This window comes from Nitrosospira sp. Nsp2, from assembly GCF_003050965.1.
Classification (GTDB): domain Bacteria; phylum Pseudomonadota; class Gammaproteobacteria; order Burkholderiales; family Nitrosomonadaceae; genus Nitrosospira.
This window is the reverse complement of record NZ_QAOU01000005.1, coordinates 196029-212796: the sequence shown is the minus strand read 5'-3', so window position 1 is coordinate 212796 and position 16768 is coordinate 196029. Positions and strand designations below refer to the sequence as shown.

General features: G+C 55.2%; 15 protein-coding genes. 5 read left to right on the top strand and 10 right to left on the bottom strand.

Going from position 1 to position 16768, the window contains the following annotated elements; all coding sequences use genetic code 11:
* Nucleotides 1–9: 9 nt before the first annotated feature.
* The 7 genes from C8R31_RS12220 to sdhC are packed head-to-tail and all read right to left on the bottom strand — an operon-like array spanning nucleotide 10 to nucleotide 7686.
* A complete protein-coding gene (locus tag C8R31_RS12220; RefSeq protein WP_107694339.1) occupies nucleotides 10–2853 on the bottom strand; it encodes a 2-oxoglutarate dehydrogenase E1 component in 2844 nt (947 codons plus the stop codon).
* A 30-nt stretch (nucleotides 2854–2883) separates the two neighbouring features.
* Nucleotides 2884–4185, bottom strand: coding sequence for a citrate synthase (gltA, locus tag C8R31_RS12215; RefSeq protein WP_107694338.1), 1302 nt, complete (start codon nucleotides 4183–4185; stop codon nucleotides 2884–2886).
* A gap of 37 nt (nucleotides 4186–4222) precedes the next feature.
* Nucleotides 4223–4456, bottom strand: a complete 234-nt coding sequence (locus tag C8R31_RS12210; protein WP_107694337.1) for a succinate dehydrogenase assembly factor 2 — start codon at nucleotides 4454–4456, stop codon at nucleotides 4223–4225.
* On the bottom strand, nucleotides 4453–5148 hold the full coding sequence (locus C8R31_RS12205; protein WP_107694380.1) for a succinate dehydrogenase iron-sulfur subunit: 696 nt from the start codon (nucleotides 5146–5148) through the stop codon (nucleotides 4453–4455). Before C8R31_RS12205 ends, C8R31_RS12210 begins: the two co-directional genes overlap by 4 nt.
* Before the next feature lie 40 nt (nucleotides 5149–5188).
* Entirely contained in the window at nucleotides 5189–6952 is a 1764-nt protein-coding gene (sdhA, locus tag C8R31_RS12200; RefSeq protein ID WP_107694336.1) for a succinate dehydrogenase flavoprotein subunit, read from the bottom strand.
* Nucleotides 6953–6958: 6 nt separating this feature from the next.
* Nucleotides 6959–7315: a succinate dehydrogenase, hydrophobic membrane anchor protein gene (sdhD, locus tag C8R31_RS12195; protein ID WP_107694335.1), complete on the bottom strand. Its 357-nt coding sequence runs from the start codon at nucleotides 7313–7315 to the stop codon at nucleotides 6959–6961.
* Nucleotides 7309–7686 (bottom strand): succinate dehydrogenase, cytochrome b556 subunit, encoded by a 378-nt coding sequence (sdhC, locus tag C8R31_RS12190; protein ID WP_107694334.1) that lies wholly within the window; start codon nucleotides 7684–7686, stop codon nucleotides 7309–7311. Before sdhC ends, sdhD begins: the two co-directional genes overlap by 7 nt.
* Nucleotides 7687–8017: 331 nt before the next feature.
* Between sdhC and C8R31_RS12185 the strand changes: the two genes are divergently transcribed.
* From C8R31_RS12185 to prpC, 3 genes are read left to right on the top strand one after another with little or no spacing between them, the layout of a single operon-like run.
* The gene (locus C8R31_RS12185; RefSeq protein ID WP_107694333.1) at nucleotides 8018–8998 is read left to right on the top strand and encodes a malate dehydrogenase; all 981 of its coding nucleotides are present in this window, start codon (nucleotides 8018–8020) and stop codon (nucleotides 8996–8998) included.
* Between the two features lie 36 nt (nucleotides 8999–9034).
* Entirely contained in the window at nucleotides 9035–9943 is a 909-nt protein-coding gene (gene prpB, locus C8R31_RS12180; RefSeq protein ID WP_107694332.1) for a methylisocitrate lyase, read from the top strand.
* On the top strand, nucleotides 9936–11105 hold the full coding sequence (prpC, locus tag C8R31_RS12175) for a 2-methylcitrate synthase (RefSeq protein ID WP_107694331.1): 1170 nt from the start codon (nucleotides 9936–9938) through the stop codon (nucleotides 11103–11105). The genes prpB and prpC overlap by 8 nt, the downstream gene beginning before the upstream one ends.
* A 266-nt stretch (nucleotides 11106–11371) precedes the next feature.
* Here the strand turns inward: prpC and C8R31_RS12170 are convergent, their stop codons facing one another.
* Complete coding sequence (locus C8R31_RS12170) at nucleotides 11372–11794, bottom strand: hypothetical protein (protein ID WP_107694330.1); 423 nt, start codon at nucleotides 11792–11794, stop codon at nucleotides 11372–11374.
* 220 nt (nucleotides 11795–12014) lie between these two features.
* Between C8R31_RS12170 and C8R31_RS12165 the strand changes: the two genes are divergently transcribed.
* Nucleotides 12015–13466, top strand: a complete 1452-nt coding sequence (locus C8R31_RS12165) for a bifunctional 2-methylcitrate dehydratase/aconitate hydratase (RefSeq protein ID WP_107694329.1) — start codon at nucleotides 12015–12017, stop codon at nucleotides 13464–13466.
* On the opposite strand, the gene C8R31_RS12160 is transcribed toward C8R31_RS12165, so the two are convergent.
* Both C8R31_RS12160 and C8R31_RS12155 read right to left on the bottom strand, forming a co-directional pair.
* Nucleotides 13463–14926 (bottom strand): hypothetical protein, encoded by a 1464-nt coding sequence (locus C8R31_RS12160; protein ID WP_181320576.1) that lies wholly within the window; start codon nucleotides 14924–14926, stop codon nucleotides 13463–13465. The two genes, C8R31_RS12165 and C8R31_RS12160, sit on opposite strands and share 4 nt — an antisense overlap.
* A gap of 10 nt (nucleotides 14927–14936) precedes the next feature.
* Nucleotides 14937–15665, bottom strand: coding sequence for a triacylglycerol lipase (locus C8R31_RS12155; protein ID WP_107694328.1), 729 nt, complete (start codon nucleotides 15663–15665; stop codon nucleotides 14937–14939).
* Between the two features lie 294 nt (nucleotides 15666–15959).
* Between C8R31_RS12155 and C8R31_RS12150 the strand changes: the two genes are divergently transcribed.
* Nucleotides 15960–16721: an SDR family oxidoreductase gene (locus C8R31_RS12150; RefSeq protein ID WP_219907520.1), complete on the top strand. Its 762-nt coding sequence runs from the start codon at nucleotides 15960–15962 to the stop codon at nucleotides 16719–16721.
* Nucleotides 16722–16768: the final 47 nt, after the last annotated feature.

Here is a 16768-nt window from a genome sequence, read left to right as displayed (position 1 = left end):
CCTCCAGGATCAAATTTTCTCGCGGAACGCCGCTGCTATCAGTTCATTCTGTTGCACATTGTGTTTTGCCAGATATCCCGCTGCTGGCGATGCCGACGATGGGCGCAGTGCGTAGCCCAAAACCTGATCTGGCCGCATATGCCGCAGCAGATAATGCTGAATGCGGTGCCACGCCCCCTGGTTTCCAGGCTCCTCCTGGCACCAGACGATATCCTTGGCTTGGGGGTAACGATTGACCTCGGCCTGAAAATCGTCATGCGGAAAGGGATACAGCTGTTCAATCCGAATGATCGCCGCATCTTCGATCTTATTCTTCCGGCGATACGCCAACAGGTCATAATATACCTTCCCGGAGCAGGCGATAAGGCGCCGCACATTTCGGGGATCGAGTTTTTCAGCGTCTGGAATGATGTTCTGAAAACTGCCATACGCTACATCTTCAAGGCTCGATACCGATTCCTTATGACGCAAGAGGCTTTTCGGGCTCATGATGACAAGCGGTTTGCGCAGCGGGCGTACCATCTGACGCCGAAGCAGATGAAACATCTGCGCAGGAGTGGACGGAACACATACTTGGATATTGTATTCCGCGCACAGTTGCAGATAACGCTCGATACGCCCGGAGGAGTGCTCTGGCCCTTGGCCTTCGTAGCCATGCGGAAGCATCATCACCAGCCCACACAACCGGCCCCACTTCGCTTCCCCCGAGGCGATAAACTGATCTATTACTACTTGTGCGCCGTTGGCAAAATCACCAAACTGCGCTTCCCAAACGACTAATTCATTGGGTTGCGCAGTCGCATATCCGTATTCAAACGCGAGCACCGCTTCTTCCGACAATACCGAATCAATTATGACGAAATCAGGTTGATCGGGCGCAATATGGCGCAGCGGAATATACGTTCCCTCGTTCCAGCGTTCCCGATTCTGGTCATGCAGCACAGCGTGGCGGTGAAAGAAGGTTCCTCTCCCTGAATCCTGGCCCGAAATCCGTACCGGATACCCGTCCTTCAGAAGTGCTGCGTAGGCGAGATTTTCGGCCATCCCCCAGTCCAGCGGCAGTTTCCCCTCGCTCATCGAACGGCGGTCGGCGATGATTTTTTCTACCCGAGAATGCAGTTTGAATTTCGATGGAATATCCGTGAGCCGTTCCGCCAGCTGTTTCAAATCGGCCAGTGGCAGACCGGTCTGGACCTTTAGAACCCAGTTGGTATTCTGCAGGAACGGTTTCCAGTCCACCGCATCCGGTGATTGATACCCGTAGACAATGGTTTTGTTGGGATTGCGGCCCGCATCCATGTCATCGCGATAGGCTTTAACTATCTGTTCAGCCTGCTCTCTGCTTATCACGCCCTCGGCTGCCAGTTTCTCGGCATAAAGCTTGCGGATCCCTGGATGGCGGGCAATGATTTTATACATCAAAGGCTGCGTTACCATTGGCTCGTCCTGCTCGTTGTGTCCGAGAGCGCGAAAACAAACCATATCCACGACCACATCCTTATGGAACCTCATCCTGAAATCAAGCGCGATTTCCGTCACCAGGATGACTGCTTCGGGATCGGCACCGTTGACGTGGAGGATGGGCGCCTCGATCATTTTTGATACGTCGGTGCAATAAAGCGTCGAGCGCGTGTCACGGGGATCAGAGGTAGTAAACCCGATTTGATTATTAATAACGACATGCACGGTTCCGCCGGTTCCGTAACCCCGGGTCTGCGAAAGGTTCAGGGTTTCCATCACCACTCCCTGCGCCGAAAATGCCGCGTCCCCATGCAGCAGCACGGGCAATACCCGGTCGCCATCCCTGTCTTTCAGCCGATGCTGCCGGGCGCGCACGGATCCCTCCACCACCGGGTCCACAATTTCCAGGTGTGATGGGTTGAACGCCAGCGACAGTCGCATCACCCCGCCCGGCGTGGATACAGCCGAGGAAAAGCCCTGGTGGTATTTGACATCGCCCTCGGTCAGTTCCTGCCCATGTTTGCCCTCAAATTCATGGAACAAGTCGGCCGGCAATTTACCAAGGGTATTGACCAGGACGTTGAGTCGGCCGCGGTGAGCCATCCCTATGACGCTCTGCTGCACCCCCATTCCGCCGGCGCGTTGCAACAGATTGTCCAACAACGGGATCAGGCTTTCGCTGCCTTCGAGAGAGAAGCGTTTCTGCCCGACGTAGCGTGTATGAAGATATTTTTCCAGTCCTTCCGAGGCACTGAGCTGCTCCAGAATATGTCGCTTGTACTCAGGCGGATAATCAGGCTTTGCGCGCGACCCTTCGACACGGCTTTGTATCCAGCGTTTCTGCTCAGTATCGGTGATATACATGTACTCGATGCCGATACTTCCACAGTAAGTCTCACGCAGTGTTTGGAGAATCTCGCCAAGCGGGGCTCGGGGCGGGCCGATCAATGAACCGGTACCGAAAACAGTACTCATGTCTGCCTCAGTCAGTCCGTAGTAGGCCGGATCGAGTTCGGGGACATGGGGTTTTTCCTGATGCCGAAGAGGATCCAGATCCGCTTGGCGGACGCCAAGGAAGCGGTAGGCATTGATTAGTTGCAATACCGCTATCTGCTTGCGTTCGGTAGTCAGGCCAAATTCATCCTGGCCTATCGCTGAGACGGTACTTTCGGCGCTTTGATATGGTTCGTTGGCGCGACGGATGGAATCGATTACCGCAGAGTGCGGCACCTCTGGTGCCCGCCTTGCGGCTGTTCGTTGCAACTCGTCAAAGTATTCGCGCCACTCCGGCGGGACGGACTGGGGACGTTGCAGATAAGACTCGTATAGCCCTTCGATAAAGGGCGCGTTTGCGCCAAACAGCAGGGAATCTTCAAACAGTGGGTTTGTCATGGCAAATACCTGGCCGTTGGGCAGAGTTGGTTACTCGCGTAACGCAATCGGTACGACATCCCGTTTGACCGCCCCCGTGTATAGCTGACGCGGGCGACCGATTTTGCGATCCGGGTCGGCGATCATTTCACTCCACTGTGCAATCCAGCCTACCGTGCGCGCCGTGGCAAATATAGCGGTGAACATGGACGGAGGGATGCCCAGGGCCCGCTGCACGATACCAGAATAAAAATCCACGTTCGGGTAGAGTTTGCGGGAAATGAAATATTCATCTTCCAGCGCTATTTTTTCCAGCTTGAGCGCAAGTTTGAACAAGCGATCGTCGTGCAAGCCGAGTTCATCCAATACTTCGTGGCAGGTTTCACGCATCAATTTCGCCCGCGGATCAAAATTTTTGTATACCCGGTGACCGAACCCCACCAGTCTGAAGGGGTCGTTTTTGTCTTTGGCGCGGTCAATAAATTCACCAATGCGCGACTCATCGTGAATTTCCTCCAGCATATTCAGACACGCTTCGTTGGCGCCGCCGTGCGCCGGCCCCCACAGACAGGCGATCCCGGCGGAAATGCAGGCAAACGGATTTGCGCCGCTTGAACCGGCGAGCCGGACGGTGGAAGTAGAGGCGTTCTGCTCGTGGTCCGCATGGAGGATGAGAATGCGATCCAGGGCGTGCGCCAGCACGGGATTGGATTTATATTCCTCCGCGGGGGTAGCGAACATCATGTGCATGAAATTTTCAGCGTAGTTGAGGCTATTGCGGGGATAGATGAAAGGTTGACCTACGTTGTACTTATATGCCATTGCGGTAATGGTGGGAAGTTTGGCTATCAGCCGGAACGCCGACAGTTCGCGATGCGAGGCGTCGGAAATATCCATCGCGTCGTGATAAAACGCCGACAACGCACCGACGACGCCTACCATTACCGCCATGGGGTGAGCGTCGCGCCTGAAACCGGTGTAAAAGCGCGCCAACTGCTCATGCACCATGGTGTGTTCCTTGATGGTGTTATCGAATGATTTCTTTTGCTCACTATTGGGTAGTTCCCCGTTCATCAGCAAATAGCAGACTTCCATGAAATCGCATTGCTCCGCCAGTTGTTCGATGGGATAGCCGCGATAAAGGAGAATGCCGGCTTCGCCGTCGATAAAAGTTATCTTGGAATTGCTGCTGGCGGTGGAAAGGAAGCCAGGATCGTAGGTAAAGACGCCGACTTTGGCCTGTAACGTGCGGATATCCACTACATCCGGCCCCATCGTGCCGGACAGAACAGGAAATTCCAGGGGCTCGCTTCCGTTGCCGAGATCGAGCGTCGCGTTACGTGTGTGTTCCATATTGTCTTATTCCCCAGTGATGATGGATTCCCGAAAGCTAAACGCCCTGCAAGAGACTCAGTACGTGCTGTAGGTTGCTGTTCCCCTGTTTCTTTCTGAGCGTGATCATATCCCATAACTCATTATCGGAAAGGTCCAGCAGTGTTTCGAATTGCCGGCGCTCGGCTTCGCCAAGCCTGGCGTAATACTCGTCCACAAACCGTTGCAGGACCAGATCCAGTTCCAGCAATCCGCGCCGGCAGCGCCAGCGCACCCGCTCCAGTTGTTTCATACTGTTCTTTTCACCATCATATCCTTGATATTCTCGATAGCATTGGTTGGGTTCAGCCCCTTGGGACACACATCCGCGCAATTCATGATCGTATGGCAGCGGAACAGGCGATAAGGGTCCTCAAGATAATCCAGTCGCTCGGCAGTTGCCTGGTCGCGGCTATCAGCGAGAAAGCGATAGGCTTGCAGCAGCCCCGCTGGCCCCACGAATTTATCCGGGTTCCACCAGAACGAAGGACATGCAGTGGAGCAGCACGCGCAGAGAATGCACTCGTACAGTCCGTCCAGCTCAGCTCTTTCCTCAGGCGATTGCAACCGTTCTGTTTCCGGCGGCGGATCGTTATTGATGAGATAGGGCTTGATCGAATGATATTGTTTAAAGAATTGCGTCATATCCACGATCAGGTCGCGTATCACCGGCAGGCCCGGCAAGGGGCGCAGCTCCACTGGTTCCTTCAGCCCCGCCAGCGGCGTGATGCACGCCAATCCGTTGCGGCCGTTGATGTTCATTCCATCCGAGCCGCAAACTCCTTCGCGGCAGGAGCGGCGGAGACTCAGACTATCGTCCACCGTTTTGATACGCTCCAACGCATCGAGCAGCATCCGATCGGCTGGCTCCAGTTCGATATCATAGTCCCGCATGTAAGGAGTCGCATCCTTATCGGGATCAAAGCGGTAAATGGAGAATTTCACGGTCTGTTCCTTCGGCATGGAGATATCATAAATATGCGGTTTAGTACGTCCTTGGCTTCGGAGCGAACGATTCCACCGTCAGCGGTTTCAAGCGCACGGGTTTATAGTCCAGGCGCCTGCCTTCACTGAAATACAAAGTATGCTTGAGCCACTTGTTATCATCCCGTTCGGGAAAGTCATCACGCGCATGCGCACCCCGGCTTTCCGTTCGGGCCTCAGCCGAGACCATGGTGGCCATAGCGACCTCGATCAGGTTGTCGAGTTCCAGCGCTTCGACGCGGGCGGTGTTGAACACCCGGCTCTTATCCCCGATTGACGTTTGCCTGGCGCGTTCCAGGATGTCACTCAGTTTTTCCACGCCCTGCTTGAGCATGTCGGGAAAACGAAATACGCCGCAATGGCTCTGCATGGTCTTGCGCATCGCATTGCTCACCTGCGCCACGCTTTCGCCATCCCTCTGACCCTCCAGGCGGGCCAGTCTCGCCAACGACTTGTCCGCAGCGTCTGGGGGTAGCTGCTTGTGGTGCTGATTCTTTTTAAGGTCTTCTATAATCCGGGTGGCGGCGGCGCGGCCGAACACGAGAATGTCCAGGAGCGAATTTGTTCCCAGCCGATTGGCGCCATGCACGGAGACACAGGCACACTCCCCAGCCGCGTAAAAGCCCTGAACAACTTCCTCGGGTCCCGTTTTGTACGGCGCAACCACTTGCCCAAGGAAATTGGTCGGGATGCCGCCCATCATATAATGGGCGGTGGGTACCACCGGAATTGGATCACGGATAGGGTCCGTATTGGCAAACTTCATTGCGATTTCGCGAATGCCGGGCAGCCGGGTCTTGATCACGTCCGCGCCCAGATGGTCGAGCTTCAGCAACAAATGATCTGCATCCCTGCCACATCCACGGCCCGCCTGTATTTCCATTGTCAGGGCGCGGGACACCACATCCCGGCTGGCCAAGTCCTTGGCGTGAGGCGCGTAGCGTTCCATAAAACGCTCCCCATCCTTGTTGAGCAGATAGCCGCCTTCGCCGCGCACCGCCTCGCTGATGAGTACGCCAACACCGAAAACACCGGTCGGGTGGAATTGCCAGAATTCCATGTCTTCCAGCGGAACGCCGGCGCGCGCCGCCATACCGAGACCATCGCCTGTATTGATGAAAGCATTGGTGCTGGCGCTGAATATGCGCGCTGCCCCGCCGGTGGCGAACAAGGTGGCGCGGGCCTGCATCGCCATGACTTCACCCGTTTCAATGTCCAGCGCGGTCACACCGCACACATCGCCGTCGGCATCGCGAATCAGGTCCAGTCCCATCCACTCAATAAAAAACTGGGTGTTGGCCTGGACATTGCGCTGATAAAGCGTGTGTAACATGGCATGGCCGGTACGATCCGCCGCCGCGCATGAGCGCGTTGCCTGCGCGCCGCCAAAATTTTGCGACTGGCCCCCAAATGGCCGTTGGTAAATTTTCCCGTTGTCGAGACGGTCGAAGGGCATGCCGAAATGTTCGAGTTCGTATACCACCTCGCTGGCTTGACGGCACATGAACTCGATGGCGTCCTGGTCGCCCAGATAATCGGATCCCTTTACCGTATCATACATGTGCCAGTGCCAATTATCCTCGGTAACGTTCCCGAGCGCCGCCGCGATACCCCCTTGCGCTGCTACTGTATGGGAACGGGTGGGAAATACCTTGGACAGTACCGCCACTTTGAGTCCAGCTTCGGACAGTTGCAATGCGGCCCGCATGCCAGCGCCACCGGCCCCCACGATTACCGCATCAAATTTTCTTGTAACGATCGCCACGCTAATTCACGCACTCCATAGAATTTCGGCAGACCACACGGTATAAAACAGCAGAGATAGAATGACCAATATCTGTAACGTCAGGCGCACACCGGTAGCGTGAACATAATCCATGAGAATATTGCGCACCCCGATCCACGCGTGCCAGAAGAGACTGACAAGAAAAAGGAAGGAAGCAATGCGCATCCATTGGTTACTGAATATCGCCTTCCACTCCGCGTAACCCTGTGGTGGGGAAATGAGCAGCACCCCCATCAGGCACAGGATAAAGATTGCCATCACCACTGCCGTAACGCGCTGCGCCAGCCAGTCGCGCAGCCCGTAATTCGCCCCGGTTGTCAGACGCGCCGTGCGCTTCACCATATTGATATCCCGATGAGGAGGGTGATCGCGATGCCAGTCACCAGGACAATTTTACTGGTGAGGCGGGCGTGCTGGAGTTCGATTCCGTAATGAAGATCAAGCGCAAGGAAACGTATGCCGGCGCAGAAATGATGTACGAAGAACCACAATGAAAGCAGTAAGCCAACCTTGGCCAGCGGGCCAGTTAAAATTGATTGCAGTTGAGCATACTTCTCAGGAGAGCTCAGTGCCATTTGCAGGCCGCAGAGAAGGGCAGGGATACCCGGGAAGTATAGTAGCGCGCCGCTTATGCGGTGCAGGAGCGAAACCACGGCCGGCGTCGGCTGCTTGATTTGAAGCAGGTTAAGATACTTGGGCTGGTTTTTCCGCAATTTTTGGTTTCCCTGGCTTCCACTTGGGGCTGGTTAAGTTTAGACGGTAATATCGGGCGATACAACCGAGCTGAGCTAAAACGCAGTCCATTCAATCCTGCGCCGAGAGCATTCCGGAATACTGACGTGATGGTAATTTGACAGTGAAGATGAATGTTTTTATAGTCCGGTTCATTTGCCGCTAGCGAACATCGTCTCAAGCGTGAAAATGACGGATGAAGTCGAGGCCCATTCTGCCGGTTGAAAATTGATATGTGTTGCGGTTGAACGCCGGCCACCCGGATACCACCCTGAATTTTCTGTAGCGGCAATCTCCTACAGGAGCGCAAGAATGCATAACCCCGTTCGCGTCGCAATTACGGGCGCCGCTGGTCAGATCGGATATAGCCTGTTGTTCCGTATTGCGGCAGGGGAAATGCTCGGCAAAGATCAACCCGTGATCCTGCAATTGCTTGACATACCCCAATTGCTGCCCTCGCTCACGGGTGTGATGATGGAGTTGGAAGACTGCGCTTTTCCGCTGTTAACCGGCGTCACGATAACGGATGATCCCAAAATCGCGTTTCGCGATGCGGGAATCGCCTTATTGGTAGGCGCCCGGCCACGCTCCAAAGATATGGAGCGCAAGGATTTGCTGGAGGCGAATGGCGCCATATTCAGTGCTCAGGGCAGGGCTCTGGATGAATTCGCCCAAAGGGATGTCAAGGTACTGATCGTGGGTAATCCGGCGAACACAAACGCGTACATTGCCATGAAAAATGCGCCCGGCCTGAAGCCCGGCAATTTTTCTGCAATGATGCGACTGGACCACAATCGCGCGTTGTGGCAGTTGGCGGCGAAAGCGGGTCGCACGGTTTCGAGTGTAAGAAAGATGATTGTTTGGGGCAACCACTCTTCGACGCAGTACCCCGATCTGAATCATGCGGAGGTTGATGGAGCCAAAGCGGTAGATCTCATCCGCGACCCTGAATGGATCGAAAGTTACTTCATTCCTGTGGTGCAGAATCGCGGTACCGACGTTATCAGGATGCGGGGTTCATCGAGCGCAGCCAGCGCCGCGAACGCCGCAATCGAACATGTCCACGACTGGGTTTTCGGCACGCGGGAGAACGACTGGGTATCCATGGCCGTTCCTTCCGATGGGAGCTACGGCATTCCCGAGGGCGTCATGTATGGTTTTCCTGTGATATGCCGAGGCGGCCTGTGCTCAGTCGTGCCTGATCTGGAAATTAGCCCGTTCAGCCGCGAAAAAATGGAGATTACTTATCGGGAGCTAGTGGAAGAGCGCGATTCCGTAAGGCACTTATTCTGACCAAATTTCTTCCAGCGCTCCAGTCAATTCTCGTCAATGATCCCATCCGCAGGTTCCCGTTTTCGCGCCGCGCTTAACGAGGAAAGACCTCTACAGGTGGCTGGCTGTATCAATGCCTACACAGCGCTCATGGCGGCGCGCACCGGCTTTAAGGCGATATATCTTTCCGGCGGTGGTGTGTCGGCGGCATCTCTGGGTATTCCCGATCTGGGTATTTCCACCCTGGATGATGTGCTGACCGATGTACGCCGGATTACGGACGCCACGGATTTGCCATTGTTGGTGGATGCGGATACCGGCTTCGGCGGTAGCGCTTTCAATATCGCTCGGACGGTAAAATCCCTGATTAAGTCTGGCGCCGGTGCAATGCATATTGAGGATCAGGTGCAGGCCAAGCGGTGCGGTCATCGACCTGGCAAAACGCTTGTCACCGAGCCGGAAATGGTGGATCGTATCAGGGCGGCGGTGGATGCCAGAAGCGATCCCGGGTTTGTAATCATGGCACGGACGGATGCGCTTGCGGTGGAAGGGTTGGAACCGGCCCTCGACCGCGCCCGAGCCTATGTGGAGGCAGGCGCGGACATGGTCTTTCCCGAAGCGATCACCGAACTTCATATGTACCGCAAGTTTGCCGCCGCGGTGAAAGTGCCCATCCTTGCCAACATTACGGAGTTCGGCGCGACGCCTCTTTATACCGTCGAGGAGTTGGCAGAAGGAAAAGTTTCCCTCGTTCTCTACCCGCTTTCGGCGTTTCGCGCCATGAGTGCTGCCGCGCTTAATGTGTACCGGACCATACGCCACGAAGGCTCGCAGAAAAATTTGATCGCTAATATGCAAACTCGTGCCGAGCTATACGATTTTCTTGATTACCATGCCTACGAGGAGAAACTGAATACGCTTTTTTCGGCCGGTTCGGATTTGCCTGGAGAACCCGAGAATGAATAAGGCTATTGAAAATACCCCCGCCAGAGTTAAGAAGTCCGTGGTGCTCTCGGGGGTGGTAGCGGGCAATACGGCCATTTGCACCGTCGGCAGAACCGGTAACGATCTTCACTACCGCGGCTATGACATTCTGGACATCGCCGGCAACTGTGAGTTCGAAGAGATTGCCTATCTGCTGGTGCATGAGAAACTGCCCACGCTGGCTGAGCTGACTGCGTATAAGGAGAAACTCAAAGGCATGCGCGAAGTGCCCAGCGGTGTTAAAACTGTTCTGGAAACGATTCCGGTAACCGCTCATCCGATGGATGTTCTGCGCACGGGCGTTTCCACACTCGGCACCATGCTGCCGGAAGCGGAGAACCATTCCATCGAAGGCGCCCGCGAACTGGCCGACAGGTTGCTGGCGTGTCTTGGCTCAATGCTGCTGTACTGGTACCACTATTCTCACCATCATCGCCGCATCGACCTCGTGGCTGATGATGATTCCATCGGGGGGCACTTTCTGCACCTGCTGCACGGCGAGCCCCCGCCCGAGTCATGGGTGAGAGCGATGCAAACCTCTTTGGTGCTTTACGCCGAGCATGAGTTTAATGCCTCCACCTTTACCGCGCGCGTAATTGCCAGCACCGGCTCGGACTTCTATTCTGCAATTACCGGCGCCATTGGCGCATTGCGCGGGCTTAAGCATGGGGGAGCGAATGAGGCCGCGTTCGATATCCAGACGCGCTATGACAATCCGGACGATGCTGAGGCAGACATTCTCCGCCGCGTGGCGAACAAGGAAATCATTATCGGATTTGGCCACCCCGTCTACACCCTCGCCGATCCTCGCAACCGGGTCATCCGTGAGGTGGCGAGGAAGCTGTCGATGGAGGCGGGAGACGGGAAAATGTTCGATATTGCGGCAAGGCTGGAGACCGTAATGTGGAACGTCAAAAAAATGTTTCCCAATCTCGACTGGTTTTCCGCCGTGAGCTATCACACGATGGGCGTCCCGACAGGCATGTTCACGCCCCTGTTCGCCATCGCGCGGACCAGCGGCTGGGCCGCGCATATCATCGAGCAACGCGTCGACAGCAAGATTATCCGGCCGTCGGCGAACTACATTGGGCCGGAGGAGCGGGAATTCATACCGATTGCGGCGCGCAATAGCGGAGCAGCGTAGAGCGGTCGAATATACGAATTGCAGCAAAACAACGCTGGCGTTTCCTCCTGGGTTCCCCTCCAGTCATGTACGCTGGCAGGCAACATGGCCCATCAGGCATAACGTAGAGTTACATTGCCGGCGGCCTTTCAAAATATTGCCTTGGTGCGGCGCCAAGGCAGGCAAGAATACCCGCCCATTTAATCAGCATGCGCGCCAGCAGAAGATGATTCGGGACAGGAGGATGCCCCGTTGGTGCTCTTAATGATGGGGTCAACGCGAAGTGCTTATTGATCTGGTCGGGGTACGACCTGGAGCCAGCCGCCGGGGCAATTCGTGACATAAGGATAATACCCCTCCGGGTCGTGGCAATAATGCCAGTAATAGGCGGCAGGGGCTCGGGGCTGGGGTGGGCTCACCTGTTGTTGCTGAATATATACAGGAGGTGGCGACGGTTCCACGACTACCGGGGGGTAGCTGGAACCATAGCTATAGTAAGGCCCAAACCCATACCAGGGCGTAAATCCATAGCGTGGCGGATATCCATCGTAAGGAAAATAAGGCACTCTGCCGTAATACCCCGACCCATGGCCGCCTAGAAATCCCAATCCAAATGCGAGTCCGGAATGAGACTGGCTCCACGCTATTGCCGGGGTGACCAAAATCGACCCGAGCAGAACGAGCGCAATGGAAATTCGAGCGTTATTCATTCGGGACCGCGCTCCTGGGCGGCTAAACCTCAGGTGATCGATTTGCCGTTTCCTATTTGACTCGGACCTGAACGGCAGCATCATTTCTTTTATCTAATATAGCGCATTCGTTGCGACTCGTTATGTCATCCTTATTACACCACCGCGACAATTCCTGTTTCCGATTTCTGCTTTAACAGAATACGATAATCGTTCCGACGACTCTCCAATAATACGAAACATGAGCGCCCGTATGCCTGATACCCATGCCCAGCCTGATCAATTGTTGTCGGATATCGCCGACTACGTCATCAATTGGGAAATTGGGAGCGACCTGGCCTATGCCACAGCACGTTACTGTTTAATGGATTCGCTGGGTTGCGCGATGCAAGCGCTTACTTACCCCGCGTGTGTCCGGCTGCTGGGGCCGATCGTGCCCGGCACGACGGTCCCCTGCGGCGCTAGAATTCCCGGCACCCACTTCACGCTCGATCCGGTGCAGGCAGCATTCAATATCGGCACAATGATCCGCTGGCTGGATTTCAACGATACCTGGCTGGCTGCCGAGTGGGGCCATCCATCTGACAATCTGGGCGGTATCCTGGCCGTTGCCGATTGGCATTCGCGCAAGGCAGTGATGGAGGGAAAAGAGCCGGTCGCGATGCATGAGGTCCTTACGGCCATGATCAAGGCTCATGAAATACAAGGCTGCCTTGCTCTGGAAAACAGTTTCAACAAGGTGGGGCTGGACCATGTGGTACTGGTGAAGGTCGCCTCGGTTGCAGTGGTAACGCATTTGCTCGGGGGCAGCCATAGCCAGATAATGGACGGGCTTTCACAGGCATGGGTGGACGGGCAAGCGTTGCGCACTTATCGCCACGCGCCGAATACCGGTTCGCGCAAATCCTGGGCTGCGGGCGATGCCACCAGCCGGGCGGTATGGCTTGCGCTCATCACCTTGAAAGGGGAGATGGGTTACCCCACGGCGCTTACCGCGAAAACCTGGGGATTTTACGATGTATTGTTCCAGGGAAAGTCATTCCGTCTCCAGCGGCCAGTCGCAGAATGGGGCTCGTACGTGATGGAAAACATCTTGTTCAAGATTTCCTTTCCTGCGGAATTTCACGCGCAAACGGCCGCGGAGTGTGCAATGCAGCTTCATGGCCAGGTAAAGGACCGCATCGCCGCCATTAGCAGCGTCACTATCCGCACTCATGAAGCGGCCATTCGTATTATCGATAAGAAAGGCAGGCTCAACAATTTTGCTGACCGCGATCACTGCATTCAATACATTGTTGCGGTATCGCTTATTTTTGGCCGGCTCACTGCAGACGACTACGAGGACGCGGTGGCTGCTGACCCGCGCATCGACGAGCTGCGCGAAAAAATAACGTGTATCGAAGATCCCAAATTTACCCAGGATTATTACGATCCGGAAAAACGTTCCATTGCCAACGGTCTCACGGTCACATTCAAGGATGGCAGGAGCCTGGACGAAGTAGTGGTCGAATACCCGATCGGTCACCGATTGCGCCGCAGAGAGGGTATCCCCTTTCTGGAAGACAAATTTAGCGTAAACCTTGCGCGTCTCTTTCCCAAGGGACGTCAACAATCAATAATCGACCTTTGCCTGGATCAAAAAAAACTGGAGTCAACACCGGTGAACGAGTTTGTTGATATGTTCGTGGTTTAAGGGGAACGCTCTCCAACCCCAAGGCCAACCCCAAGGGAAACAATCTGGCCCGGCCTGTGCTCGCTTCCTTCCGCGTCGCTACACTTATTATCAGCGGCGTTTTTATCCAGCAATATTTTCAGCGCTGTGAGTCTCAGCTTCCAGGATGTGGCCTCCGCGGGGTCTGTCGACAAGGCGGCCACCAGCTGTTGCACCCCATCGATGTTGTGTGCATCGCAGGCGGACAGGAAGTAATGCAGTTCTTCACTGGCCGAGAGGCCGGAACGTCGTACAAAGTAGGGGTAGTCTTCCCGCAGGTGAGACGCGAGCAAAGCCGCGTCTATCCACTGCTTTAGCTGGGGGTAGCTGAAGCAGGTGCGGACGGCAAGGTCCACGGCGTCGGCATTGCTTAAATTTTCAACGTTGTCGAAGCCTTCTCGTTCCAATCTCAATTCATGCGAATAGCTCATGCCCGCCAGCATGGAAAGCGGTAACGCGCGATATCCATCACCCGGAATGATATTCTTCATGACCTTGAGTGCAACACGCTCAAGGGCGAGGGAGGCACGTTTCGGATAGAAACCAAAGAAGAACGCCACAATCGGAAGCAGGCTCAGGTTCGCCGGTAGCGCGGCTTCCATGCCCGGGGATTGGTCCTGCTTATCTCCAGGTTCGGAAACAGGACTGGACGCGGAGGGAGCTTCTGCCGGGCCGCCGTCGGCCGTAGCGACGTTGCGCGTGACGGATGGGACATCGCCAGGAAGGACAAAGTCGTAGGCAAAGGAGAGCACCAGGGCCAGTATGCTGGCCACGATCATGCGTATCGCACCATCCACAAATGTGTGGGACGTCAAATCCATGGTGAAGTAAGCGCGCACGACGGAGCCAACAAAATAGACATAAGCGCCCAGAAATCCGAACTGAAATGCGATCTGGTTGCGAATGAGATGGGAATAATATGCGTCGGGATTTTTTTCATACAGTTCGGCGAACGGTCCCATGATCAACATATTCGCGCCGAGACCGAAATCCACGCCCGTGCCGCCATCGACCGAGACGGGCTTAAACAGCAGAAGGATCGATGTGCCGAGCAGAACCACCGTTGTCGTCAGCCAGACACTTCCCCGGTAACTGCTGAACGAAGCACGCCGTCCCATCCTTCTGCGGACCTCGGCACGTCGCTCAGGCGGTACCTCATTCTGGAGCCGGCGCTCTTTGCGGTTCGCCATCGCCTGAATATAGCTGAGTGCAAGCGATGGCACCACCAGAACCGTTAGCAATGCCATGACAAGGTTATATTGGAAGAATACCGGATCAAACCAATGTGCAATGGCGCGGAAGTCACGGTGTATGACGCCATCGGCCGGGCTGGGGCCTAGTGCGGACTCAATGCCGAGGCCGATGAAAAAGAGCGCAGGTACCGCAAATACCGCCCAGTCGTACCATGGCATGTCGTATTTCTTCATCTCGTTTTGATCCATGCTCTCCCCGTTAGCTTGTTGGGCCCTCTGCTCCGGCCAAGGCTGCGGTGGCCACTTCACTCCAAAAGGCGAGGTGATTGAAGGGCCGCCTAGATCGGGCATCAGGCAAAGCGATGCTCCAGCCGATACCTTCCAGGTGATCCGCGCGCACGGCACCGCGAAATTTCCCCCATTTCGCGGAGCTCAGCGGCACCATTCCGTCATTGTCTTCGGGGATGATGCGCCCATAGGGGCGGAGCCAGAATGGGAGCTCATCAATTGCGCGGAAGCTTGCATAGGAGCAGTAGTCAACATCTTCGCGGTTTGGGATCGGCATCGCTGCACGCGCGTCGGGCGTTAACTCCCCCAACCCGGGCTTTCCGATGTGCCGAATCCAGGCTGGAATAGGTCCCGACGCTTTAAGGAACCACGTAGCCAGAGGCGTGCCCCGGTGCGGCGTTGCAACGGTGAGCAGGCTCTTGACACGTCGGTCGGGATCGAGATGGGTGATCATATATCGCGCATCCAGTCCCCCCATGCTATGTCCCACTAAAGCAAAGGCAGGCGCATCGGTGCGGAACAGCCTTCGAGCAAGCACCTCTGCGCGCATGGCTATGGAACCCGCAGACGGCACCTCGGGTATGAGCGCATGGATGTCCGCACGAAGCAGCATCTTTCGGACTCCGCGAAAATACTCGATGGGACCCCAATGTGAGAAGCCAAGGAAACCGTGCACCAGGACCAGCGTGGGAGGCACCATTACACATGCTCATCAAGAAATTGACCAGGACGGCGTGCTCTCGTGCAAAAATTGAAAAGTCACGCATCTACCACTTTAAGGCATTACATGTTGTTCATATTACATGATTTTTTAAATTATACGGAAATTATGCTGCGAACATTTCGGCGGCTATATTCTGCCGCGCCTTGTTTTACCGCAACCTCGGGAGCGAATAATTTTCCGCCAATGGGTAGAGATGTGGCTTAACCGGACTATAATTTAACCACTTGCCAATGGCTAAGCCGGTCGCTGATCGGCGATGACTCGAACGAAGTGAAGATAACTTGCAACATCGAAGGTAAGACCGCGCTTGTGACCGGCGCGAATAGGGGAATCGGCAAGGCGATTGTCGAGGCGTTCCTGCGTCGCGGCGTAGCGAAAATCTATGCGGCAGTACGCAATCCAGCTTCTGCTAACGCCCTCAGCGAACGCTATGGGGAGAGGTTGACAGTTGTTCAATTTGATCTGTCTAAACCCGAAACGATCATGGCAGCAGCCCACAGGGCGAGGGATGTTGAAGTAGTGGTTAACAATGCTGCTGTTTTCAAGGCCCATACGCCATTTGACCCTGACGCTATAGATGCGATTGAGCTTGGCATGCAAATCAATGTATACGGGCTCGTGCGGGTGGCTCAAGCTTTTGCGCCCATTCTCAAGAAAAATGGAGGAGGAGCATTCGTACAGATGAACTCGATCGCATCGTTGAAATGCGCTCCCGATTTTGCGACACACTCCGCGACCAAGGCGGCGAGCTACTCAATCACCCAGGCGCTACGTGAGTTGCTGAGTCAGCAGGGCACTGCGGTACTGAGCGTGCACCCTGGTCTCATTGCGACCGATATGAGCGGTGCCGCAGCCCTGCAGGGAATTGCCGAGCCTCCTTTGGTTGTCGCCGAAGGGATAATTGCTGCACTGGAATCGGGTATATTTCATCTTTTTCCGGACGCCATGGCCAAACGTATTGGCAGCGCGTATCAGAGTTTTGCCAGCAGTGTGATTGAAGCAGAGCTTGCTGAATATAAAAAAGCTCACTAAAACCATTACCTGGCATTGATTGAAAGAAAGCTCTTAGTTCATTCAGA